17 protein-coding genes are annotated in these 24,225 nt (G+C 58.1%); 11 read left to right on the top strand and 6 right to left on the bottom strand.

Translation table 11 applies throughout. The features are described from left to right. Window positions 1-4: 4 nt before the first annotated feature. The 6 genes from nuoL (at window position 5) to SIN04_RS12525 (ending at window position 8,230) form a co-directional block, all read left to right on the top strand. The gene (gene nuoL, locus SIN04_RS12550; protein WP_134489655.1) at window positions 5-2,029 is read left to right on the top strand and encodes an NADH-quinone oxidoreductase subunit L; all 2,025 of its coding nucleotides are present in this window, start codon (window positions 5-7) and stop codon (window positions 2,027-2,029) included. Continuing rightward, entirely contained in the window at window positions 2,029-3,540 is a 1,512-nt protein-coding gene (locus SIN04_RS12545; RefSeq protein ID WP_134489653.1) for an NADH-quinone oxidoreductase subunit M, read from the top strand. Before nuoL ends, SIN04_RS12545 begins: the two co-directional genes overlap by 1 nt. An 82-nt stretch (window positions 3,541-3,622) precedes the next feature. Next, the gene (gene nuoN / locus SIN04_RS12540; RefSeq protein WP_134489651.1) at window positions 3,623-5,056 is read left to right on the top strand and encodes an NADH-quinone oxidoreductase subunit NuoN; all 1,434 of its coding nucleotides are present in this window, start codon (window positions 3,623-3,625) and stop codon (window positions 5,054-5,056) included. 66 nt (window positions 5,057-5,122) lie between these two features. Beyond that, the gene (locus SIN04_RS12535) at window positions 5,123-5,860 is read left to right on the top strand and encodes a biotin--[acetyl-CoA-carboxylase] ligase (RefSeq protein ID WP_244605791.1); all 738 of its coding nucleotides are present in this window, start codon (window positions 5,123-5,125) and stop codon (window positions 5,858-5,860) included. Between the two features lie 43 nt (window positions 5,861-5,903). Further along, entirely contained in the window at window positions 5,904-7,574 is a 1,671-nt protein-coding gene (locus tag SIN04_RS12530) for a ribonuclease J (RefSeq protein ID WP_134489647.1), read from the top strand. 416 nt (window positions 7,575-7,990) lie between these two features. Next, window positions 7,991-8,230 (top strand): hypothetical protein, encoded by a 240-nt coding sequence (locus SIN04_RS12525; protein ID WP_134489645.1) that lies wholly within the window; start codon window positions 7,991-7,993, stop codon window positions 8,228-8,230. Window positions 8,231-8,357: 127 nt separating this feature from the next. Here SIN04_RS12525 and SIN04_RS12520 read toward each other — a convergent pair whose 3' ends face one another. The 4 genes from SIN04_RS12520 to SIN04_RS12505 all read right to left on the bottom strand — a co-directional run bounded on the left by SIN04_RS12520 (window position 8,358) and on the right by SIN04_RS12505 (window position 11,971). Beyond that, window positions 8,358-8,978 carry a YceI family protein gene (locus SIN04_RS12520; protein ID WP_134489643.1) on the bottom strand — a complete coding sequence of 207 codons (621 nt, stop codon included), beginning with the start codon at window positions 8,976-8,978 and terminating at the stop codon, window positions 8,358-8,360. Between the two features lie 224 nt (window positions 8,979-9,202). Beyond that, window positions 9,203-10,468, bottom strand: a complete 1,266-nt coding sequence (locus SIN04_RS12515; RefSeq protein ID WP_166795927.1) for an oligosaccharide flippase family protein — start codon at window positions 10,466-10,468, stop codon at window positions 9,203-9,205. Further along, the gene (locus SIN04_RS12510; RefSeq protein WP_166795926.1) at window positions 10,465-10,749 is read right to left on the bottom strand and encodes a hypothetical protein; all 285 of its coding nucleotides are present in this window, start codon (window positions 10,747-10,749) and stop codon (window positions 10,465-10,467) included. Before SIN04_RS12510 ends, SIN04_RS12515 begins: the two co-directional genes overlap by 4 nt. Window positions 10,750-11,020: 271 nt before the next feature. Then, window positions 11,021-11,971, bottom strand: a complete 951-nt coding sequence (locus tag SIN04_RS12505) for a glycosyltransferase family 2 protein (protein WP_134489639.1) — start codon at window positions 11,969-11,971, stop codon at window positions 11,021-11,023. A 599-nt stretch (window positions 11,972-12,570) separates the two neighbouring features. Here SIN04_RS12505 and SIN04_RS12500 point away from each other — a divergent pair. Beyond that, entirely contained in the window at window positions 12,571-12,978 is a 408-nt protein-coding gene (locus SIN04_RS12500; RefSeq protein ID WP_341263946.1) for a hypothetical protein, read from the top strand. A 378-nt stretch (window positions 12,979-13,356) separates the two neighbouring features. Further along, window positions 13,357-14,343: a class I SAM-dependent methyltransferase gene (locus SIN04_RS12495; protein ID WP_166795925.1), complete on the top strand. Its 987-nt coding sequence runs from the start codon at window positions 13,357-13,359 to the stop codon at window positions 14,341-14,343. Between the two features lie 72 nt (window positions 14,344-14,415). Here SIN04_RS12495 and SIN04_RS12490 read toward each other — a convergent pair whose 3' ends face one another. Next, the gene (locus tag SIN04_RS12490) at window positions 14,416-15,444 is read right to left on the bottom strand and encodes a polysaccharide deacetylase family protein (protein WP_166795924.1); all 1,029 of its coding nucleotides are present in this window, start codon (window positions 15,442-15,444) and stop codon (window positions 14,416-14,418) included. Between the two features lie 952 nt (window positions 15,445-16,396). Between SIN04_RS12490 and SIN04_RS12485 the strand changes: the two genes are divergently transcribed. After that, window positions 16,397-17,107, top strand: a complete 711-nt coding sequence (locus tag SIN04_RS12485; protein WP_244605790.1) for a glycosyltransferase family 4 protein — start codon at window positions 16,397-16,399, stop codon at window positions 17,105-17,107. Between the two features lie 164 nt (window positions 17,108-17,271). On the opposite strand, the gene SIN04_RS12480 is transcribed toward SIN04_RS12485, so the two are convergent. After that, window positions 17,272-21,969 (bottom strand): CheR family methyltransferase, encoded by a 4,698-nt coding sequence (locus SIN04_RS12480; protein ID WP_166795923.1) that lies wholly within the window; start codon window positions 21,967-21,969, stop codon window positions 17,272-17,274. A 423-nt stretch (window positions 21,970-22,392) separates the two neighbouring features. On the opposite strand from SIN04_RS12480, the gene rfbF reads away from it, so the two are divergent. Next, window positions 22,393-23,169 carry a glucose-1-phosphate cytidylyltransferase gene (gene rfbF, locus SIN04_RS12475; protein ID WP_134489629.1) on the top strand — a complete coding sequence of 259 codons (777 nt, stop codon included), beginning with the start codon at window positions 22,393-22,395 and terminating at the stop codon, window positions 23,167-23,169. Next, window positions 23,166-24,212 (top strand): NAD-dependent epimerase/dehydratase family protein, encoded by a 1,047-nt coding sequence (locus SIN04_RS12470; RefSeq protein WP_134489627.1) that lies wholly within the window; start codon window positions 23,166-23,168, stop codon window positions 24,210-24,212. The genes rfbF and SIN04_RS12470 overlap by 4 nt, the downstream gene beginning before the upstream one ends. Window positions 24,213-24,225: the final 13 nt, after the last annotated feature.

Below are 24,225 nucleotides of genomic sequence, written 5' to 3'. Positions count from 1 at the left end.
CGACATGTATGCGGCAATCGTCTTCCTACCGCTCCTCGGATTTTTGATCGCGGGACTGTTCGGGCGGCTGATCGGCGCGCGCGCGTCTGAACTCGTCACGACGAGCCTCCTGTTCGTGGCCGCGGCGCTGTCCTGGGTTACGTTCATCAATGTCGCGATGGGCGATGCGCCGGCGACCGTCTCGCTTCTCGGCGAGTGGTTCTCATCGGGCGCGCTCAAGGCGGAATGGTCACTGCGGATCGACAGTCTGACCGCCGTCATGCTGATCGTCGTGACGACGGTCTCGGCGCTCGTCCACCTCTACTCGATCGGCTATATGGAAGACGACCCCTCGCAGTCGCGCTTCTTTTCCTATCTGTCCCTGTTCACCTTCGCCATGCTGGCGCTGGTGACGGCGGATAATCTCTTGCAGATGTTCTTCGGTTGGGAAGGCGTCGGCCTCGCCTCCTATCTCCTGATCGGCTTCTGGTACCAAAAGCCGTCCGCCAACGCCGCCGCGATCAAGGCCTTCGTCGTCAACCGTGTCGGCGACTTCGGCTTCCTGCTCGGCATCTTCATGGTGTTCCTGCTCACGCGGTCGATCGGCTTCGATCAGATCTTCGCCGCGGCGCCTGGTCTCGCAAACACAAGGATCCATGTGTTTGGCGCCGATTTCGACGCGATGACGATCACTTGCCTGCTGCTCTTCATGGGCGCAATGGGCAAGTCGGCGCAGTTCCTGCTCCACACCTGGCTGCCTGACGCCATGGAGGGCCCGACCCCGGTTTCCGCCCTCATCCATGCGGCGACGATGGTCACGGCCGGCGTCTTCATGGTGGCTCGCCTGTCGCCGCTGTTCGAACAGGCGCCGGTTGCTCTCTCATTTGTCATTTTCATCGGCGCGACCACGGCCTTTTTCGCCGCGACCGTTGGTCTCGTCCAGAACGACATCAAGCGCGTCATCGCCTATTCGACCTGCTCGCAGCTCGGCTATATGTTCGTCGCGCTCGGCGTCGGCGGCTATTCCATCGGCATCTTCCATCTTTTCACGCACGCCTTTTTCAAGGCGCTTCTGTTCCTGGGGGCGGGCGCCGTCATCGTCGCCATGCATCACGAGCAGGACATGCGCCGCATGGGCGGTCTGTGGCGCAAGATTCCATTCACATTCGCCATGATGACGGTCGGCACCCTGGCGCTGACGGGCTTTCCGCTGACGTCCGGCTATTTCTCCAAGGACGCCATCATCGACGCCGCCTTCGCCTCGCATCGGCCGATGGCCTTTTACGGATATCTGATGACCGTCATAGCCGCCGCATTGACCTCCTTTTATTCCTGGCGGCTGGTGTTTCTGACTTTCTTCGGCAAGGCTCAATGGGCCGCGGACGCGCATGGCGCGGCGGGCCACGGCCACGGCGTCGACGCCCACGCGGCCGGTCACGCGGATGATGATCATGACACCCATGGTCACGGCGATCATCAGCTTGATCCGCACGAGGCGCCGGTCGTCATGCTGATCCCTCTTGCCGCGCTCGCTGTCGGCGCTCTGTTCGCAGGCGCTTATTTCCGCGCCGATTTCATCGGGGAGGGCGTCGCCGAGTTCTGGAAGAACGCGCTCTACTTCGGCGCAAACAATCATATACTGGCGCAGATGGAGGAAGTTCCCTTCATCGCCTCGATCGCGCCGACCGTCATGATGGTCCTCGGATTTCTCGTCGCGCTCTACATCTACATTCTGGCGCCGGGAACGGCGGCGCGCCTCGCCGAGGCGATGCCTGCGCTCTACCGATTCCTCCTCAACAAATGGTACTTCGACGAACTCTATGACAAGATTTTCGTTCGGCCAGCGTTCTGGCTCGGCCGATTGTTCTGGAAGGGCGGCGATGGCGCCATTATCGACCGGCTGGGGCCGGACGGCGTCGCAGCGTGGGTCGTTGACGTAACGGGAAGAGTCGTGAAACTGCAGAGCGGCTACATTTATCATTATGCTTTCGCCATGCTGATCGGCCTCGCCGCCATCACAACCTGGTATCTCGTCGGGGGGCTGCGCTGATGTTTGGCTTCGGCATCCTGTCAGGCATCGTGTTTTTGCCGCTCGTCGGCGTGGCGTTTATTCTTGCGCTGCGCGGCGATGATGAAGCCACGTTGAACAATGCGCGCTGGGCGGCGCTGGCGACGACGCTGATCGTCTTCGCGCTGTCGGTTTACGCCTACGTCCAATTTGACGCCTCGTCGGCGGCTTTCCAGCTCGTCGAACAGAAAAGCTGGTTCGGCTCGGGGCTTGTCTACAAGCTCGGCGTCGACGGCATGTCGATGCCTTTCCTGCTTCTCACCGCTTTCCTGATGCCGTTCTGCATCGCCGCCTCGTGGAAATCGATCACCTATCGCGTCAAGGATTATATGATCGCCTTCCTGGTGCTCGAGACCTTGATGCTTGGCGTCTTCTCGGCGCTCGACCTCGTGCTTTTCTATCTGTTCTTCGAGGGCGGCCTCATTCCGATGTTTCTCATCATCGGCATCTGGGGCGGCAAGCGGCGCGTCTATGCGAGCTTCAAATTCTTCCTTTACACGCTCGTCGGCTCGCTCCTGATGCTGCTCGCCATCATGGCGATGTATGGGGTCGCTGGCACAACGGACATCACCGTCCTTCTCAAGACCGACTTCCCCGCCTCGATGCAGAAATGGCTGTTCCTCGCCTTCTTCGCCTCGCTCGCGGTCAAGATGCCGATGTGGCCGGTTCATACATGGCTGCCGGACGCGCACGTTGAAGCGCCGACCGCGGGCTCGGTCATTCTTGCCGGCATTTTGCTGAAGATGGGAGGGTACGGCTTCATCCGTTTCTCCTTGCCGATGTTCCCCGACGCCTCGGCCTATTTCGCCCCTCTGGTCTTCGCGCTTTCCATTATCGCGATCATCTACACATCGCTGGTCGCGCTGGTGCAGGAGGACATGAAGAAGCTGATCGCCTATTCATCCGTGGCGCATATGGGCTTCGTCACCATGGGGCTTTTCAGCATGACCGAGCAGGGCGTGCAGGGCGCAATGTTCCAGATGATCTCGCATGGACTTGTGTCCGGCGCGCTCTTCCTTTGCGTCGGCGTCGTCTATGACCGCATGCATACGCGCGATATCGCAGCCTATGGCGGCCTCGTCGCCCGCATGCCGCTCTATGCCGTGGCGTTCATGATTTTCACCATGGCGAATGTGGGCCTGCCAGGGACGTCCGGCTTCATCGGCGAATTCCTCAGCCTGCTCGGCGGATTCCGCGTGAACAGCTGGGTTGGATTCTTTGCGACGACGGGCGTCATTCTGTCCGCGGCCTATGCGCTCTATCTCTACCGCCGCGTGATATTCGGCGTTCTCGACAAGCCGAGCCTCCAGAACATCCTCGATCTCTCCGGCCGGGAGGTCGCAATCCTTGCTCCTCTCGTCGTGCTGACGATCTACTTCGGCTTTCATCCCGGCCCCGTCCTCGACAGCTCCTCGGCCTCTATCGCGGCGCTGATCAAGGATTATGATTCGGCGCTGGCGGCGACCAAAACCGCCGCGCTCGCTTTCCACTAGAGCGCGATCGGATCACGATCGCGCTCTCAAGATCGTTCCTATGCATGATCCGCTTGGATCCGCGCTTTAAAGGCTGATTTACATGGCGCCGTTGTCCTTCGCCCTCGCGCATACCCTGCCGGAATTGATTCTGGCCGTCGGCGTTCTGGTCCTCGTGCTCATCGGCGCCCTCCGCGGCAAGGATTCGGATGGCCCCGTCACCGAGATCGCCGTCGGCCTGCTCGGCGCGGCAATTCTCGTGATTCTTCTCGGGGCCAAGACGCAGGCGGTGGTCTTTGACGGCGCCGTCATTGATGATGGCTTTGGCCGCTTCATGAAGGTTCTGGCGTTGCTGGGGTCGCTCGCGACGCTGGTGATGGGTCAGGATTTTCTCGCACGTGAACGCATCGACAAGTTCGAGTTTCCGATTCTCGTCATTCTCGCGACGATCGGGATGCTGGTCCTGATTTCGGCGCAAAACCTCATCGCGCTTTATCTCGGGCTCGAATTGATGTCGCTGGCGCTCTATGTCATCGCCGCCTTCAATCGCGACAATGTGCGGGCCTCCGAGGCCGGCCTCAAATATTTCGTGCTGGGCGCGCTTTCGTCCGGGATGCTGCTTTACGGCGCCTCGCTGATCTACGGCTTTGCCGGAACCGTATCCTTCGCCGGCATCGCTGGAGCCGTGCACGGCAAAGCTTCGATCGGGATTGTGTTCGGCCTAGTCTTCCTGATGACGGGCCTTGCATTCAAGATGTCGGCGGCGCCGTTCCATATGTGGACGCCGGACGTCTATGAAGGCGCGCCGACGCCCGTCACCGCCTTCTTCGCCTCTGCCGTGAAGATGGCGGCCGTGGCGATCACGGTTCGCGTGGTGATGACGGCATTTCCCGGCGTCGCGCCGCAATGGCGGCAGATCATTGTCTTTATTTCCATTCTCTCGATGGCGCTCGGCGCTTTTGCCGCGATCGGCCAGTCAAACATCAAACGGCTGATGGCCTATTCCGCCATTGGCCATGTCGGTTTCGCCCTCGTAGGGCTCGCCGCTGGCACGGAAGCAGGCGTTTTTGGCGTCCTCGCCTATATGTCGATCTATCTCGTCATGACCCTCGGCGCTTTCGCCGTAATCCTGTCAATGAGGGTCGCAGGCCACGCCGTCGAGCAGATTTCAGATCTCGCGGGGCTTGGCAAGACCGATCCTTTCATGGCTTTCTGTTTCGCGATGCTGATGTTTTCGCTGGCGGGCATTCCGCCGCTGGCGGGTTTCTTCGCCAAATGGTACGTCTTTAACGCCGCCATTCAGGCCCATCTCTATCCGCTGGCGGTCATCGGCGTGCTTTCCAGCGCCGTGGCGGCCTATTACTATTTGCGCATCGTCAAAGTCATGTATTTTGACGAGGCGGCGCCCGCTTTCGATAAACCCGCCCCGGCTTTGCGCCTTGTGCTTGCAGTGACAAGCCTTCTTGTGCTGTTCTTGTTCGCCTATCCGGGCTTTTTCATCGACGCCACGACGGCGGCGGCGAAGTCCCTGTTCTAAGAAACTCCGAATGGTGGTTGTCCCCTGGCGCAACTTGCAGGATCGCTTCAAGCTCAAGGATTCCGGTTGGCCGAGCACGGCGAACTGGTTTCGACCAATGATACGGCTTTAGACAGCGCGCGCGCCGGCGATCCTGGCCGGCTCTGGATTACTGCCGCGAGCCAGACCGGCGGGCGGGGCCGCAACGGACGCAGTTGGACGTCTCACCCCGGCAATCTCTTCGCGAGCCTTTTGCTGATCGATCCCGCGCCGCCACGCCGTGCGCCGGAGCTCGGCTTTGTCGCCAGCATTGCGCTTGCTCAGGCCTTGCGCGAGGTTCTCGGCGACGGTCCGGCCGTCAAAATAAAATGGCCGAACGATATTCTCGGTAACGGCGCCAAGGTCGCAGGCATTCTTCTCGAGAGCGCGCCTGTGGCGCAGGGCCTTGCCTGCGTCGCCGGAATTGGCGTCAATTGCGCCTCCCACCCCGATGGACCGCTGCTTTACAAAACGAATGATCTCAGCGCGATCGCCGGGCGCGAAGTGACGCCCGGCATGGTTCTTGAGCCGCTGGCGGCGTTTATGGCGCACTGGCTCGGCGTCTGGTCGCAACCGGCGGGATTTGAGACGATCCGCGCGGAATGGCTCACGCTCGCCGCCGGTCAGGGCGAGAAAATCAGAGTGACGCGGCCAAAGGACGTTGTTGAGGGCGTTTTCAAGACCATCGACGCCACCGGCCGTCTGCTCCTCCAGCAGGACCTGAACGAAATTGCAATAGACGCGGGGGATGTGTTTTTGCTCCCCCCGGCGCAGCGCCCCAATTGATGAGAACGAACTAACCGGAAAAGAAACAGAAAGGTCCATATATATGAACGCGGCAAATGACGAGCTCGTCTTCGTGCCGCTCGGAGGCTTGGGCGAGATCGGGATGAACCTCGCCCTTTACGGTTTCGGCCCGAAAGGGCGCATGAAATGGCTGATGGTCGATTGCGGCATCGCTTTCGCCGGGCCGGAGCTCGTCGGGATTGACGTGATCATCCCCGACATCAGCTTCATCGAAAAAATGCGTCAGGATCTGGTCGGACTCGTCATCACGCATGCGCATGAGGACCATATCGGCGCCGTCGCCGATGTCTGGCCAAAACTTGGGTGCCAGCTCTACGCCACGCGTTTCGCCGCTGAGCTGTTGCTGACCAAGCGGCTTTCCGAGCCTGGAGCGCCCGAGGTGCCGATCAAGGTCGTCCCCCAGGGCGGCAAGATCGAGGCCGGTCCGTTCTCGGTCGAATTCATAGCCATGGCGCATTCCATCCCGGAGAGCTGCGCCCTCGCCATAAGGACGCCACTCGGCGTCATCGTTCATTCCGGCGACTGGAAAATCGACGCGGAGCCGGGCCTTGGCGCGCCGACAGATGAAAGGCGGCTCGCCGCGATCGGAGACGAAGGCGTTCTGGCGCTGATTTGCGATTCGACCAACATTCTGCGCGAGGGAATAAGTCCGTCGGAGGGCGAGGTCGCAAGGAATCTGCGCGACATCATCGCCGAAGCGTCGGGGCGGGTCATCGTCACGACATTCGCCTCGAACGTCGCCCGCATCCGCGCCGTCGCCGAAGCCGCCAGCGCGGCGGGGCGCAGCGTCGTGCTGGCTGGGCGCGCTATGGAGCGGGTCGTCGCCGTCGCGCGTGAATGCGGTTATCTCGACGGCATTCCAGACTTTCTGGGAGTCGATGCTTTCGCCCATTTGCCGCGCGACAGGGTTGTTCTCGTGGCGACAGGCAGTCAGGGCGAAAGCCGCGCGGCGATCGCACGCATCTCGGAAGGCGAACATCCGGCCGTGACGCTCAGCGCCGGCGACAAGGTCATTTTTTCTTCCCGCACGATTCCGGGCAATGAACGGGAAGTTGGCCGCATCATCAACAATCTCATCCGTTCGGGGATCGACGTCGTCACCGATCGGACGGCGCTCGTCCATGCCTCCGGCCATCCGCGCCGGGGGGAGGTTTCTCAACTTTACGCCTGGACGCGGCCGCAGATCGCAATCCCGGCGCATGGCGAGGACCTGCATCTCGCCGAACATGCGGCCTTTGCCAAAGCACAGGGCGTGCCGCATGTGCTCAGCGCCCGAAACGGGGATATCGTCGTCCTCGCCCCAGGCCAGCCGGGAATCGTCGGGCAGGCGCCCCATGGGCGTTTGGTGAAGGACGGAAATATCTTCTTGTCCCAAGCGGACGAAGCGCCGCGGATGCGCCAGAAGCTGGCGGTCTCAGGCATCATCACTATCGCGCTCGCGGTGACTTCAAAGGGCGATCTGGCCGGCGTTCCCGACGTGATGACGGCGGGCATTCCGGCGCGCGTCCGGGACGGCGCGGCGATGGATGCGATCGTCGATGATGCGATGTTCCAAACCTTTGACCATTTGCCGCGGCAGAAGCGCCGCGACGCCGATGTCGTATCGACCGCGATCGAAAAGGCGGTGCGTAACGCCGTCGCCGCGGCTTGGGGAAAGCGCCCCGCCGTCCATGTTCTCGTGGTTGAAGTGTGAGCCGTCAAAAAGAGATTTGATCCAAACCGGGCGAGTCGGGTCGCCATTCGCGGTAACGCCGCCTCCTTGACTGAAAATAGGCCCGCGGCGCGCAGGTGAGCGCCCGCGCCGCGGGCGGAACGCGGCTTCAGCGATCACCCTTTCCCACTGCGAGGATCGAAGCCGCCAAGCCGCTTGGCGGGCGTCGCCCATTACTTCTTCGCTTTCAAGGAAAGGGGCAACTGTCCGCCGGCTGCCCGTGGCTTGCGTTCGAATGTTCTTGCATGATCGAACATAGTGTGAACAAATGCGGATCGGTGACGGTTCCGCAGGGAAAACTTGTTCATAGGACTCCTTGCAGGTTGCGCCCGATTCAAAAATAATCCAGATTGGTTGCGCTCGTATAGGTAGAGTGATTCGCAAAGATGCACGGAATAATGAATCGCCTTTTCGCATCCATCCGCGAACGCGCCGAAAGGCGCGCCATCGCTGCGGCGGAGGCCGAGCGGCTCATTGCGACATATCGCGATCGCGCCTATTACGAGGCGCGAGATCGGGTGAGGGGCCGCTGCGTCGACGGCGCCGGCTCGGCGCGCTATTGGACGAGGGTGAAGCTCGAAATCGCGAAGCGTCAGGGAATTTCCATCGGCCTCAGCGGCGCCGACATGCGCGCATGAAAGCGCCGCACGTCCGCGTCCTCCGGCGAGGGCTCTGCGGCCTGCCGCAGGCGCAAAAGCGAGCGCAATCATCCTGGTCGATGGCCCGGCGCATTGGCGTCAATGCCAAGAATTCAATGCCAGGAATTCAATGTTCGACGGCTTCGCTTTCGACGGTGAGCGCAACCTCTCGGGAAACGGCTGGATAGCCGGCCGTCATTCCAAACGCCAGCCGATCTATGGTCGCCTTCGCAGTGAAGGCGATGCGCGCGCGCGGCTTTGCGGGCTGCGGGCGGACGGCAACCTCAACAGCCAGCGGCCTTGTGACGCCATGCATCGTCAATTCGCCCGCGACGCGGACCCGATGCTCGTCGATCTTTTCAATCCTCTTCGACACGAAGTCGATCATGGCGAAGCGCGGGGCGTCGAAGAAGGCGTCGCTGCGCAGGACGTCGCTGAGTAAGGGGGATCCAGCGTCGACCGACTGAGCCTGCACATGGAAGCTGACGCTGCTCAGCGCGGGATGCTCGAAGTCGATCGCGATGCGTCCGTCAAAAGCGCGGAACTCGCCTTCAGTGCGGGGAAAGCCGACCGCATCGACGGAAAAGGAGATGTGAGTCTGAGCCGGATCAATCAACCATTTGTTGACCCCCGCGGCGCCGGGGGCGGCGATCATGGGGACCAGCGGCAGCGCGGCGATCACCCATCGCAAATGTCCTGCCGCGAGGGCCGCTCGTTTGTTGGCGTGCATCACAAAACGAAAGAGCATGCGCGCCGATCTTGATTGTTACGCGGGGAGACGCTGACACCCAAGCTTCGCACAGCTGCACGGCGCGCGCATGTCACTTATCTGTCAGCGCCTTTCCCGGGAACGCGCGCTCGTCTCTCGGGCAATTCCGGATCTACGCCAGAGGTGAGCGGCGCTGCTGCAAAGAGGGCTCGCAACAAATGTCGAGCGCCGGCGTGGCCGCTTTGTCAATTAAACCAAAAGCGCTACCTGTGCGCTGCGGGAATGGCCTTGCTGCCCGATCTGCCGAAGAGAAGCTTTTGGATGTAGCGTTTCTTATACAGCACGATGCTGAATACGATGGCCGAAATTGCTGCCTCAATCACGCGAAAAGAGGCGACGCCGACCGCTCCCAGAGAGGAAGCCCAAATATATGTCAAAATCAAACTAGCGCATTCGCCTAAGATGACGCCCGCGAGGAAGCCGACGTCGAGCCTCAAAGGCAACATGATATAGAGTCCGAGCGCCTGGTTGATCGCCACCAACGGGAAAGTAAATGCAAGAATCTGCAAGATCTGAATGGAGGGCGTATATTGCGGGCCGGCCAATACGGCTATAAGAATATGAGCCGTAAAGTATATCGATGTCGTAATGATGATGCTGGCGATAAGAAGTATTATTGACATATAACGCGAAGCAGTAAATATGGAATCTGAACCGTCCGTAGCCGCTCGATTGAACAAATAAGGCATGACCGCTTGTGCGGCGGGATAGAACGATGCGACGATTGCTCCAGCGAACCTATCCGCGGCGTTGAAATATCCAACCTGAACCGGACCAGCCATCGCTCCGAGGATCAACACGATCGCCGCGGAATGGGCGGCCATCGCTATCTTCTTGAAGAACAAAGGGCCGCCTGATTTTACCTGCTCAATCACTTTGACCCAGTCGACCGAGAAACGCTTAAGGCTCGTGAAGATGATTCCGTGCGCGATAAGGACGAGAACGGCTTGAGAACCGAGTTGGCAAATCAGGACCAGATTGACGTCTGAGGGGGAGCGCACCAGAAAAAACGCGGGGATGAACCACATTAACGCCCCGAGTCCGTCTATGACGGCAGACACCGACGCGCGGCCAACGCCGAGAAAATACCAGCCGAGATTGAAGGCCTGCACTCCGCCCAGCAAGACGACCAAGCCGAGATCAGCGGGAAAATGGGAGATCGGAGGGAAAAAGAGCTTTAGCGCGCCGAGCGTGAGCCCCGCCACGCCCCATAACACAAGCTTTGCCGTCGTGACGCCGATGACAATTCCACCGCGATCGTCAGGTTTGGCCGCGGAAATCTCCCGCAACGCCGATACGCTGAACCCATATTCAACCCAGATCGAGACCACCATCACCATAGATGTCGCAACGGCGAGGTCTCCGAGCCCCACCGGACCCAGCTCTCGCGCCAGAAAGGGCAGCGAGAAAAATGAGGTCAGGTAACGCGCCGCATAGGCGCAATAGAGGGCGAAAAATGCTTTCTTCAATGGCGCGGACCATGTCGGCGGGCGGCGAGAAGTCTGGTCTCGAGCGATAGACGCGCCGCCGCTGATGCGGCGGCCAGTGCGTGAAGTCCCTTGTGAGGAGAAGCCGCGGCGTCGACGTCGTTGCATGTGTTAGCCTGGCGATCGAGATCATGCAGTCCGTAGACAGTCACGTGCGAGAATTTCCCCAGGCAACGAGCCGCCCGATAGCCGCATCCTCCAACAGACGACTGATAGGGCGGCAGCATATGAGCGAAAGGCTCATTGACGAACGCTATCTTCATCTTTCTCTGACTCATTATTGTTGTCTCGTGCTTGTCGCGCTGAATATTCGGCCGCGCAATGCCAGGCCGCGACAACCAAGCTCAAGCCGCGGGCGCGATTTGCGAATGTGGACCAGCAGACGCCGTCTTTCGCTTACGGGTTGGCTCGACGGTTGGTAATAAGATCAATCAATAATTTCAAAGCTTCAGCATGCAGAACGGCATTCGGCATGGGCGGCGGCGACCTTATTCGGTCCGCGAAAAACGGACGGCCTTTTGAAATGCAGCCCTATCAAAGTTGAATCTGGAGGCTGCGCAGACACTTCCATCCGGCGTCTCTCAACCGTCTCCGGACCGGAGGTGACGCAAGGCCAACGAGGTCCAGCCCGAATCTCATCAACTGCAGCGGTCTTGTTTCTGAAAGAAAAAGATAGCTCAAGGTTTGAGCCGGAGAGACTGCCCGCCTGTGTCTAAGCGCAATTTCGATCAAATGATTGAGATGGCGGATATGCTCTAAGGAATATTTTTTGCTGGCGCTCGTATCCTGCCAAGCTACGCGGGCGAGAGTGTCGCTCATATTGATGGAGCGGTCCTTATGCTCCCGATTGTATAAAGTGGCTTCCGGCACATGGACATAAGATCCGAGAAGCGCAATTTCCGCGAGGAGGGCGTGGTCAGATCCGTAGTAACCGCGTTGCAAAGTGCTGCGTTTAAGGACGTCTCTCCGAAAGAGGCCGAAGATTTCATAACATGTTCCGACTTCGGTGAGCACTTTGTAGAATCGGAGGGCGGGTCCTGCCCCGGTCATGTCAGGCGCCATGGAACCGACCAAATCGATCTGGGCGCCGTCCTCGTCGACGCTCCTCGTTGTGGCGTAAGCGACGGCGGCGTCTGGGCGCCGGTCGAGCGCCGCCACGCAGCTTTCCAGAAAATTTGGACTGAGGTAGTCGTCGCAGGCGCACCACTTGAAATATTCGCCGGTGCTCAATTCGAAGCCAAGGTTGTAGTTTGGGCCTGCGCCAAGATTGCGCGGATTGCGGACATAATTCACGCGGCTGTCAAGCTCGGCAAATTTACGACATATCCCCTCCGTTCCATCCGTTGATGCATTGTCGGTGATGGTAAGTCGAAAGTCCTCGTATCCTTGATCGAGGATTGACTCCACCGCTTTGGCGACATACCTCGCGCCATTATACACCGGGAGAGCCAGTGAAACGCGAGGCGTCGTGGATCTTGGACTCATACGGTTCTCCTTGGCTATGAAGCCCCGCTCCAGAATACCTCGCCGTCAGCTGAAGGCTCAGCCCCGCGAGTTCATCCGTCGCATCAATCACCGGGTCGGACCCGGAACAATCTACGGCGGCATCTCTTGGATGGTTGAGTCACAGAAATCTCGCAAGACTCGGCAAATACGGACAATAAACGAAGCGCGCGCCCGTCACGCTGCTCGAGCCAGGAAGCTTCTATCTTCGACCGCCGCGCCGGGACAACCCAGCCTGTGGCGTGTCAGCGATAGATCGCGTGCGCATGGATCGAAGACCAGCCAAATCGCCGCTACAGTGTAGATCCGCACAAAAGAAAGCGCCGAACTCGACCTTTGAGCCGACAGAGCGCCGGGAGCGCCGCCCGTTCGACTGGTCTTTCGGACGCTCATTCGACTGTCAACGAAACCACCACCGTCGGGCTTCGTATTTTCCGTGCCTTGCCTCGCTTCCAGCTCTAGGGCAAAACAAACTATGGTTCTGTCAAGGCAACGATTATGGAGCGCATAAAAGGCATTGTGGCGGCGGTTCAAAGTGCAACCATACCATCTTAGGATCAACAAGCCTGGAAAGATCCACAATGATCATTCTGATGGCTGCCGCAGCCCTTCTGGGAGTATTCCTCGGACGCTTTTTCAAAGCTTCATCGTTGTTTCCGACCAGTTTTCTCATCGTTGTCTTCACACTAGCTGGAACACCGCTACCCATGCTCGATTCTGCGCTGAGGGCCGTTGCGCTGATCGTTATCCTGCAACTGGCCTACGCCATCGGCTTAGCGTCCACCGATATTCCTACAATTTGTAGATTTTGGCGGGAGGTTCCAGGTAGCAACTCACGCAGGCGAATGTGTCTGCTTTATCGTCTGCGAACGCGGCCGCCGGCAGTCGTCTCCAAAGACACATCAAGCGGCCGAGACGACACCAACGAAACGTCCGTGGGGGCTTCGCCAGCCCCTATATTGCATGCCGATAAGAGGAGCTTGAATTGATGCAGCCGAGCCGTAGCGGGGCAATTGATTTTGTTGCATCAAACACCGCAATCGAAATGGCGGCGGCTTTCAATCGGCGGAAACCGTCATTTTTTTTGATCACAGCCGAGGTCTGGTGCGCTCATGAACTCTCCCACTTTCCCAACTGATTTCGAAGGGCGAAAACCCGATGAAGCGGACGCCGCCAAAGCTGTGCCATGCCCATGTTGTGGCGGCGGATCTACGACAGCTCTCTACCATGTGCCGTCAATACCGGTGCATAGCTGCGTCCTTCTGAATTCCGCCGAAGAAGCCCGCGCATTTCCTCGCCGCGATCTGCAGCTGGCTTTTTGCGATTCATGTGGATTTCTATTCAATCAGATTTTTGACGAAGGGGTGATGAGCTATTCTGGCAACTTCGAGGAGTCGCAGCATTTTTCTGATACGTTTTCCGCGTTCGCCAAGGAATTAGCTCGCGAGATCGCGCAGGCGTGCTCGGCTCATGGAAAGCATGTCCTCGAGATCGGCTGTGGCAAAGGCGAGTTTCTTCGTGAGCTTTGCCGGATCAGCAGCGCCACGGGACTTGGCATCGATCCTGGCTATCGAACAGACGCCGGACGCGACGAAGAAGACGACAGGGTTCAGTTCATAACTGACTTCTACAAGCCAAGCGGCCAATTTGATGCGGATATCATTCTCTGCCGTCATACGCTGGAGCATATCGCGTCGGTTCAGAAATTCGTCCGATCGATCCGTGAGGGCATTGGGTCTCGCACCGATCCCTGGGTTGTTTTTGAAACCCCGGATGCAAAGCGAGTGCTCGCCGAAGGCGCCTTTTGGGACATCTATTATGAGCATTGTTCCTACTTCAGTCCAGGCGCGCACGCGCGCCTGTTCCGGGCGGAAGGATTCGACGTCACAGACCTCCGTCTGCGATATGGAGATCAATATATCGTTCAATATGCGAGGCCTATATCAACGGGACTCTCGCGGCCGCACCTGGATCTTGAAGACGACCTCGCGGAAATGCAGGGTCTCGCGAAAAGCTTCCCGTCCAGAGTCAGGATCGTCCAAGACGAATGGCGTGAGCGCGTTCGTTCGGCCTCGGCCGAAGGCAAGCGCATCGTGGTCTGGGGGGGTGGATCGAAGGGCGTCTCCTTCCTTACGACGCTGGGTCTCGACACAGAGATATCAGCGGTTGTCGATGTCAACCCGTATAAGCAGGGGAAGTTTATGCCCGGCGCAGGGCACCGGGTGATAGCGCCGAGCGCTCTTGTCGCCGAGCCGCCAGACCTCGTGATCGTCATGAATCCGATTTACGTTGCGGAGATTACGAAGACGCTCAATGCGCTGGGACTGAAGCCGGAGATCTCCGCGGTAGGATGAGGCTGCGCCGGTTGATGCAGGCGGCTACAGGCTGTCTAACCGCAATAATCGCCGTCAAAGAGCGGGCGGCGATCAGGCGATAACGACGGGATCGCCAAAGCGGGTTTGAATCGCGGCGATCGCGCCATTTCGTTGGCATTCCATAAATCCGATACTCTCACACGCGCCGTTGAGACGGATCCGAGGCAGGCTTGTGTTGTGCTCAAGGTGCGCTGGAAATAACCCGCCAAGTCGCGTCGTCGTTGCGCTGCGAAAGCCCAATTCTTTGCAAAGAGCGAACTCGCGTGCGCCACAGCTTTTGACGTCGCCATACGGATAAGCAAAATGGCGCACCGCACTGTTGGTAATATCCGCAAGATAGGAAGCGTTCGCCAGGATTTCGGCGCGGGCGGCGTCAAGGCTTAGTTGTGCGAGGTGTGGGTGGCTATCCGTATGGCCGCCAATTTCAACCAGGGGCTCCGCGCTTAGCTCCTGCAACTCCGCGCTGTTTAATGCATCTGCGTCCAACACCTGCTGAGCGCTAATATTTTTATGACGCGCAAGCTGATGGATTTCTTCGACATCGATTTCGCCTTTTTCGATACATCGAAGGATGTGCCGAAACGCGACGGTTTTGTGCTTGGATGTCGAGGTGCGGAAAACCTTTCCGCCCAGCCCAAGACGGTCCTGGTCATGGCCGCGAATAATCTCTCTCAAGGCCCCCAACCAATGATCTATTCGGCGTTCCAGAAATGCGGTGGTGACGTAAATCGTCAACGGCTTATTGTATTTCCTGAATAATGGAAGCGCTACCATCAAATTATTGCGATAACCATCATCGAAAGTGAAGCAAACGAATTGTTTTGTATTTCCTGTGCTGAGGCGCTCAATCGCTGCATCCAGTGAAATTATATCAATGTCATTTTCGATGTAATATTTAATAATGCGTTCGAGAAAGCCCCTACTTATTTGAATGCCCGGATCGACCAGATCCGCTACGTCTTGGACCACGCTGTGGCCCATGATAATTGCTCCGACTCCCTTGTATTGGCGGCCGATTAACGCATCAGCGCCTATTTTATGAAGAGCCTCCGAGGCGCCTCTTAAGACGGAATAATTCACGCGATTGCTCCTCATAAGGATTTTGCGCGCCAAATTTCGGGCGCATGCGCCCGCCCTTCGCGTAAAGGGCTTTGGATCTCTAGTTGTTTTGTGCGATCATTATACGTGTCAGGGCATCCCCCCGAACGTCAAGCTAAAGCAAAGAAAATTTATCAGGGCAACTCGGCAAAGTCGAATATTAACGTGAACGTTGCATTATTTCGGGTGGCTAATTATCAGAAATTATAATCAGAAAAGGTTACTCTCATTTTGTAAGCGGATAGAAGCTTAGGCGTGACAGACCTAGATGTAATGACAAACGTAGCCGCGCCTTGTGTGCAGCGCAGACGGAATATAATCGATGGACGCCGGGTGCGTAGTCTCCGGTACTTGATTAACATTCCGCGTGGCGCCTTTCTAATCCCGAATTATAATCGGATTGCCAAGCATATTATAAAAAAATATTTATTGGGGGTAGCGGATGCGAATCGTTTTTATGTGCGATTTTATCGCCCCAAAAGGCGGCGCCGCTAGGGTTGGCGTTGATCTTGTTCAGTTGCTGGCGGCGCAAAGCATTCCCGTTAAAGTTCTTGCAGGGGAACCGTACGAAGGCGGTTTAGCGGATGACATTTCTGTCGTTTCCCTGAATCAACAAAAGCTTCTTCTCACCGATCCGAGGATAGGCGTCTTCCGCGGGTTGTTTAATACGGCGGCGCATGCCGCGGTCACCAAACTGATCGACCAAACTGACACGCCAGACACCGTTTATATTATTAACTCGTGGTCTCAAATCCTTTCACCTTCAATTTTTGCGGCGCTTCGACGAGTATCGAGACGCGTCCTCGTCTATGCTCACGACTATTTTCTCGCCTGCCCAAATGGAGGCTATTTCGATTTTGGCCATGGAGAACCCTGCGAGCGCGCGCCGCTTTCGCTGTCTTGCTTCGCAACGCAATGCGACAAAAGAAATTATATGCAAAAAATCTGGCGAACCGGCATGGGCGCGATGCGGCGGTTGAATTGGAACGTTGACCTCAACGGCTCCCGCATCATCGTCGTCCATGAAGGAATGGTCAAATATCTGGCCAGGGGGGGCATAGCTGAGCAATCCATCAGCGTTGTGCGCAACCCTTCCAAGCCGTTCACAGCGGTCCCGGTCAAAGCCGAACATAATCGCGAGATTCTCTATGTAGGAACCTTGACGACCGAGAAGGGCGTCGATGTCCTTGTAGACGCTCTTCGCGAGCGCCCATGGACTTTGAATATGTTCGGCGAGGGGGAGATCCGTTTTCCGCCGGCGCCGAACATCATCGCGCACGGGTTCCAGTCCCACGAAACAATCGGCCGGGCGGCGGAGAGATCTCGCCTGCTTATCATGCCGTCAAGGGTCCGCGAAACCTTCGGACTGTCGGCCTTGGAGGCGCTGGGCGCTGGCGTCCCTGTCGTTATAAGCAGTCAGGCTCAGGTGGCCGCCGACATCAGAACCCATCAATGCGGAGTGGTCCTGCCGGCCGTCGACAAGGCCTCTATCCTCAAGGCGGTCGACGATCTCTACGCTGACGATGGCCGGACCGGGGAGCTGAGCCGGCGGGCGTCGCGGGCCCATGCAATGATTTCTCCATCTTTCGACGAATGGACTGCGCAGATTCTGCGCATCTGTCAATCGATGCTGAAATCGCATTGAATTTTCAATGCCTCGCCTCGCCCGCGCTCCTTCGATCTCCGAGACGCATGAGCCTCTGGAGCGGTCTCAACGCCGACGATCTGCGTAGAAAATCGCGAAAGCTGCTCCGTCCAGATCTCATCAGCGCCTGCTTGTGGGCGGCCCGAGAAACGATTGCGGATGAATCAGTTCGTGTCAGGGCTCTGAGGCGCGGCAAGGGCGAAACGTATCAAATCGGCGAATGTCTTCGCCCCCAGCTTTTTCATGACAGCCGCGCGGTGACTTTCAACCGTACGCTGGCCAATCCCGAGACGATTGGCGATAACCTTGTTGGCGTGTCCGGATACGACGAGATCCATCACCGCGCGTTGCCTCTTGGACAGACGGGCGACATTCCTGGCCGCGGTGGCGCACTGCGAAATATGATCTTGAGAATTCGTAGCCGCCCGAAGAGCGCGTTCGACGCTGGCGCGCAACGCGTCGGCGTCCACGGGCTTCTCGATGAAGTCGAATGCGCCGGCTTTCATAGCTCTCACTGCTGTTTGGACGTCGCCATGACCCGTGATCATTATCGCCGGTGGATGAATGCCCCTCTTCGTGATGTTGGCAAGGACTGCAAAACCGTCCATGCTTGGCATGCGCGCGTCGAGAATGAGACATCTGCCCGAATTTGCGCCTTTGGAGTCGATAAAGAGCTGACCGCTTGCATAGGTCGCGACCCTGTGACCGTAGCTTTCTAAAAGCTGCTGAATAGAGTCGCGCACGCAGGCATCGTCATCAACGACGACAATGGTTTCAGCGGATGCGCTATCTGCCGGCGTGTCGAGCTCCGAGCCCGGCGGCGATATCGGCCGGGCAGGCGGCGTCCTTGTCTGCAATCGATGGATTGTGTCCAAGAGTTCGTCGGCTCGCACAGGTTTGGCGAGATGGATGGCGGAGCGCGTCGCGATCTTGGCGAAGGTCGCGGAAGAAATATCACCTGTCAACACCACGGCGGGGATTTGCTGACCGAGGATGGCGCGAACTTCGTCAATGACGTCGAGGCCCGACATACCGCCCGGGATGCTATAATCAACAACGATGATCTCCGGTCGAAACGTGCCGTAACTGACCAATCTCACTGCCTCCCCGCCGCTCGTGGCGGAAGCAATAAAATGTCCCTCGTCGGCAAAGAGCAGCTCCAGGCTTTCACGGACGCAGGGTTCGTCTTCAACGACGAGGATACGGACGCCGCGCTGCCTGGCGACAGCCCTATGGCCGCCGTCCAGCGCAACAGGGTCTCCATTTGATTGAGCGCCAATCGGCACGAGAACGGAGAAGCATGAGCCCTTGCCCACATGCGAGACGACCTTGATTTCATGTCCGAGGATCTCCGACAGGTTTCTCACAATGGCGAGGCCAAGACCCAATCCTTCATCAGTCCCCGGCGGAGTCGCTTCGCCCTTATGGAAAAAATCAAACATTTTCTCAATATCGGCGTCCGGAATGCCGGGCCCTGAATCCCACACTTCCAAGCTGACTTTGTCGCCGCGTCGCCGGCAGCCAACGACGAGTTTGCCGGAAGCGGTGAACTTGATTGCATTGTTGACTAAATTGCGCAGAATCTGCATGAGCAATCGTGGATCGCTTCGCAGGTTACGATTGCAACTCGCGACCCACCACCTCAGCCCTTTTGCCTGCACCAGAACGTTGAATTCAGAGTGAAGCTTATTGAGCAGCATATTCGCGGGAAAGCTCTGCATTATCGGTCGAATGGCGCCCGCTTCCAGCTGATTGATGTCGAGGATCGCATTGACGACGCCGATCATCGAGTCAATCGTCTCGCCGCATTTTGCATTTAGCTTGAGAGCTTCTTCGTCATCCAGCTTGCGCTGGAGGATCGCGGACAGCAGGCGCAGACTCTGAAGCGGTTGGCGCAGATCGTGACTCGCCGCGGCCAGAAATTGGGATTTGATCAGATTGGCTTGCTCCGATCCCTCTTTGGCGGCCATCAACCCATGTTCGACCCGTTCCTTTTCCGTGACATCTTCTAAAACGAGGAGGATCATTCCCGCAGCCGACGTGTTGCCGCCGATTCCGCGCGTCGTCATCCTGAGCGTCAGGCGACCTCTCGACGGAATGTCGATCTCGATGCGGTAATTCTCGACATGCCCATAGCCATCACGTTCGGCGTCAAGGATATTTTGCATGAGCGGCGCGAGCTGGCGCGCCGGCGTATCAGCCAAAGCGAGGCCGATGAATTGCCGAGCGTCCGCGCCAAATAGGTCGCGAAGAGCCTTGTTGACAACGCTCACGGCGAGCATTTTGTCGAGCACGATCAGTGGTTCGCGCACGGTCTCGACCACGCTTTCGGCGAAGGCGTGAGCGGCGCGGATATCGCGCTCGACGAGCTTAACTTCGGTGATGTCGGCGAAGGTGATCACGACGCCCTCCGCTCGACCTTCGTCGGTGCGGTAAGGTGTAATCTTTCGTAGATACCAGTGACCGTCCTCTGTGAGAATCTCGCGTTTGCTTGGCAGCAAATTGGCGAGCACGGATCGCGCGTTGTCAAGAAGGCGGTCGTCGGTGAAGCGGCGCGCAAGATCCGCGAGCGGCCGTCCGAGGTCGGAAGCGATCAGGCCGAAGAGCGCCTTCGCGGGAGGGGTGAAGAAGCGAATATTGAATTTGCCATCGAGGAAAAGCGTCGCGACATCGGAGCTATTCAATATGTTGCGCAGATCGATCGCGCTGTTTCTCTGCTGCTCCGCTGTGTCCTGGAGCTGCTGATTGAGGATCATCAGCTCCTCGTTGAGCGATTGCATTTCTTCCTTGGACGCCTCGAGCTCCTCGTTCATCGACTGGAGCTCCTCGTTGACGGACATCGCCTCCTGGTTTGCAATGAGCAGCTCTTCGTTCGCGAGTTCCAGATCGCGGATCGTTATCTCAAGCCTTTTGCGTGTCGAAACGAGCTCTTCTTCAAGCTGGATGTTCAGAAGGGACTGTTGCTCCTCTGCTGGCGCGAGTTGATCGCCGCATTGCTCGTCTGATTTGTCGCTGAAAGTGACGAGGAGCAATTCCTTGTCGTCTATTGGGACCGGTTGCGCCGATATAACGACCGAGACCGATCGCCCGTCCCGTTCCACTTTTGCGCCGAGAAGAGTCGAGGCGCCTCCCTGGTGGACCGCGCGCCGCAGGGCGGCCTGGACATTTGGGAGGACGCCGTCCTGCAGCACGGAGGCCAGTTCGCAGCCCGCCTCGGGATGGCGGATTTTCAAGTACCGCTCGATCGGTCCGGTATAGTCAAGGATCTCGTATCGGTGGTTGACCATAATCGAAGCCGGGGCGTAGGTCTGAAGCAATAGCTGTTGCGTCGTTTCACGAAGAACAGTTGTGGAAATCTCGCGTTCGAGTCTCGCCGGCATTATCTGAGAGCCCTCCATGGTGCGTCTAAGCGGCAACAGCAGGGGGCGCCTTTGCTGACCGCCAGTGCGCTCAAAGATCCGATGGGCGTAGGAGACGGGCTTGAAACCGCTGCCGTAGGCGCCGATCGTATCGGCAACTCCCACGAAAAAAATCCCTCGCTCCCTCAGCCCGAAATGGAACAGCGATAAAATCGTTTCCTGTATTTCCCTCCGCATGTAGATCAGCACATTGCGGCAAATAACCATGTCGAGCCGCGAGAACGGCGCGTCGGTCATCAGATCGTGAACAGTGAAGAGGATCGATTCGCGAAGCCGCGGGATCACGCGATAGCCCTCGGCTTCCTTGCTGAAGAAGCGCCTGAGGCGCGGACCCGATACCTGATGTCGTATGGAGTGAGAGTAAAAACCGGCGCGGCCGCGGGCGATAGCCTCCTCACTGGCGTCAGAAGCGAATATCTGCAATTTCAAATCCCGCTTCGTTCGCAATATCTCCTCGAAAAAAAGAATGGCGATGGAGTAAGCTTCCTCGCCCGTGCTGCAGCCGGCGACCCAGATCCGAATAGGGTCGGTTCGCGGATGCTGGCGGACAAGCTTTGGAATGACCGTTTTCGCCAGGAAGTCGTACGATATGGGATCGCGGAAGAAACTGGTGACGTGGATCAGCATGTCCTTCGCCAACAGATGCAGTTCGTCTGACGGCCCTTTAAGGGACCCGAGATAGCGGGTCAGATCCGTGATGCCGAGCGTTGTCATGCGCCGAAACACACGGCGCAATAAAATGGCGTCCTTGTAGGACTGAATATTGCGCCGGGTGGTCCCGCTCAAATGGCGGAAGATCTGCGCAAGGGGATGCGTCCCGACGGCCGAAGGGCCGAGGCCGCGGCGTTTGTTCGCCACGCTCAGCCAGAGAAGAAGGTCGGGAATTCGCTCGACTGGCAACACCAGATCCGCTGCGCACCCGGCGTCTGTGCGATGAGACGGCCCATTGTTCCCAAGGCGACAATGATCCTGGGAGACGACGAGGCAGCCTCTCTCGCTGACCGTGCTTGATCCGGCGTCTGTGTCATCGCTCATGCCGCTCAGAATGACGGCAATCGAGCGCACGCCATATTCACTGGCGAGGGCGCCAAGGAAATAGTCAAACGGCGAACCGAGCTTATGCGACGGATCGCGGGGCTCGACACGAAATGCCGCGTGGCGGAGTCCCACATAGACGTCAGCCGGAGCGACATAAATGTGATTGCTCCGAAGCAGCATATCATCTGCGATTTCAACCACCGGGGTCGAGACGCGCCGCTCGAGAAGGGCGATGATGTCGTCGCTCCTCTCGTAACGATGGATCAGCACGAAGCACATTCCGTCTATGTTCGGCGCGACGGAGAGAAGATGCAGGAGTGCGTCGAGATCGCCGACGCCCGCGCCAACGCCGACTACAATCAGGCCCTCCTCTGCCTCCGCCGGCGCCACAGAAATAAGCGGCAACGTTACATTCGTCCGTAAGGGCTCCATCTTAATCGACGCCCTCCATCTGTAACTGAAGACTTGCCATGAAAGTTATCAGTACTGATAACTTTCAATAATTATTATTTTTGCTGCTATGCAATATGCAATTTGTACACAAAATTCGTATTCACCGCTAGCCAATTATTTAGGCGGGGCGCGTTCTGCCGTCTGCCGGAAAATACGGATAATATCGGTAAGTACTAATCGGAGCGGGAGCGCCAGTATTGTCTGTATCAATACGTATCTTCCGGATGGCTCGCCGGCCTACAGAACTCAGCATATTCCGACACTTGATTAAAGCGGCGTTATCCGACGACATAAGCCATGCCAAAACATCTTGAACGTAGCATTGGCGGGTAAGCTTTTTGCCCGCGCTTTGAGCGACAACCGAGAGGTGAACGCGTGAAGGTCGCAATTCTCGCGGGCGGGGCCGGAACCCGATTAGCTGAAGAAACGGATGTTCGACCGAAACCCATGGTCGAAATCGGCGGGATGCCGATTTTGTGGCACATTATGATGCACTACTATCACTATGGCCATCGCGAGTTCGCCATCGCTCTTGGCTACAAGGGTGAGTACATCAAGCGGTGGTTCGCAGACTATTGTTCGCTGAACGGCAGCATGACCCTGCATGTTCAGACGGGCGGCGTAAAGCGGCATGACACCTCCGCGCCTCCCTGGTCAGTCGATCTCGTGGAAACGGGGCAGGCTACGCTTACCGGCGGCCGCATCAAGAGGCTGATTGCCTGGATGGGCGGCGGGCCTTTCATGCTCACCTGGGGAGACGGCCTTTCGGACGTCAACCTCCACAAGCTTCTCGCCTTCCATAAGTCTCACGGCAAGCTTGCGACAATGACCGCGGTGCGGCCCCCCGCGCGTTACGGGCATATCGAGTTCGATGGCGACCGCGTGGTGGAATTCACCGAAAAACCACAGACGGCGGAGGGTTGGATCAACGGCGCCTTCTTCGTTCTCGAACCGGGCGTCGACGATTACATTGATGGCGACGATGTCATGTTCGAGCATGCGCCGCTCCAGCGGCTCGCGGCGGATGGACAACTGATGGCGTTCCGTCACGAGTCGTTCTGGCAGTGCATGGACACGCTGAGGGAAAAACACATTTTGCAAAAGATTTGGGACAGCGGGCAGGCGCCCTGGAAAATGTGGAGTGAGCGATGAAGGTCCTGCTCTCTGGCCATCGAGGCTACATCGGAGCCGTGTTGACTCCATACCTGCTCGAGCGGGGTCACGACGTGACCGGGCTAGACAGCGATATCTATCGCGCCTGCACCTTCGCCGGCGATCTCGCGGAAATCCCCACGATCGAGAAGGATATTCGCGACGTCGGTAAAGACGATATGATCGGTTTTGACGCGATCATTCATCTCGCCGGTCTTTCCAACGATCCCCTCGGCGACTACCGTCCCGAACTGACCAATGAGATCAATTTCAAGGCGTCCGTCGATCTGGCCGCGCTCGCCAAGCAGGCTGGCGTGCCGCGTTTTCTCTACGCTTCGTCTTGCAGCACATATGGGGCTTCCGGCTCCGAGTTTTTGGACGAAAGCGCGCCGTTCAATCCGGTGACGCCCTATGGCGCGTCAAAGGTAAACGTCGAGCGCGCCGTCTCCCTCATGGCCGACGAGGCGTTCAGCCCGACCTTCTTGCGGGCGTCGACCGCTTACGGCCTGTCGCCGCGCCTGCGCTTCGATCTTGTCCTTAACAACCTGACGGCGTGGGCTTTCACCACCGGCCAAGTTTATCTGAAGAGCGACGGCACGCCGTGGCGTCCGATAGTTCATGTTGAGGATATCGCGGCGGCCTACACTGCCGCGCTCGAGGCTGACCGTTCGCTGATCCACAACAAGGCGTTCAATGTCGGCTCGACAACCGAAAACTACCAGATGGTCGAAATAGCGGATATAGTGAGCTCGGTGGTTCCCAATTGCCAGGTTGAATTTGCGCCGGGCGCGGGGCCGGACACGCGGTGCTATCGCGTCGATTGCAACCACATTGCCAGGCATTTGCATTCGTTCAAACCGCAATGGACGGCGCGGCGCGGCGTCGAACAGCTCTACGACGCCTATTGCTCGTCGGGCCTCAGCCTGGATGATTTCGAAGGAGAGCGCTTTAAACGAATCGCACATGTCAAAAAACTGATCCGCGTCGGCGAACTGGGCGAAGATCTCCGCCGCTTGCCCGCTATGTCGCGCGCGATTGCCTGAACTCATACCGAAA

The organism is Methylocella tundrae, assembly GCF_038024855.1.
Classification (GTDB): Bacteria; Pseudomonadota; Alphaproteobacteria; order Rhizobiales; family Beijerinckiaceae; genus Methylocapsa; species Methylocapsa tundrae.
The sequence above is the reverse complement of the archived record's forward strand: the minus strand, read 5'-3'. Positions and strand labels throughout refer to the sequence as shown.

Excerpts from the sequence above, each read along its gene's own strand:
- nuoL (WP_134489655.1), top strand. The coding sequence starts at position 5 with ATGTATGCGGCAATCGTCTTCCTACCGCTCCTCGGATTTTTGATCGCG.
- SIN04_RS12545 (WP_134489653.1), top strand. The coding sequence starts at position 2,029 with ATGTTTGGCTTCGGCATCCTGTCAGGCATCGTGTTTTTGCCGCTCGTC.
- nuoN (WP_134489651.1), top strand. The coding sequence starts at position 3,623 with ATGGCGCCGTTGTCCTTCGCCCTCGCGCATACCCTGCCGGAATTGATT.
- SIN04_RS12530 (WP_134489647.1), top strand. The coding sequence starts at position 5,904 with ATGAACGCGGCAAATGACGAGCTCGTCTTCGTGCCGCTCGGAGGCTTG.
- SIN04_RS12525 (WP_134489645.1), top strand. The coding sequence starts at position 7,991 with ATGAATCGCCTTTTCGCATCCATCCGCGAACGCGCCGAAAGGCGCGCC.
- SIN04_RS12520 (WP_134489643.1), bottom strand. The coding sequence starts at position 8,978 with ATGCTCTTTCGTTTTGTGATGCACGCCAACAAACGAGCGGCCCTCGCG.
- SIN04_RS12510 (WP_166795926.1), bottom strand. The coding sequence starts at position 10,749 with ATGAAGATAGCGTTCGTCAATGAGCCTTTCGCTCATATGCTGCCGCCC.
- SIN04_RS12505 (WP_134489639.1), bottom strand. The coding sequence starts at position 11,971 with ATGAGTCCAAGATCCACGACGCCTCGCGTTTCACTGGCTCTCCCGGTG.
- SIN04_RS12500 (WP_341263946.1), top strand. The coding sequence starts at position 12,571 with ATGATCATTCTGATGGCTGCCGCAGCCCTTCTGGGAGTATTCCTCGGA.
- SIN04_RS12495 (WP_166795925.1), top strand. The coding sequence starts at position 13,357 with ATGAGCTATTCTGGCAACTTCGAGGAGTCGCAGCATTTTTCTGATACG.
- SIN04_RS12485 (WP_244605790.1), top strand. The coding sequence starts at position 16,397 with ATGCAAAAAATCTGGCGAACCGGCATGGGCGCGATGCGGCGGTTGAAT.
- SIN04_RS12470 (WP_134489627.1), top strand. The coding sequence starts at position 23,166 with ATGAAGGTCCTGCTCTCTGGCCATCGAGGCTACATCGGAGCCGTGTTG.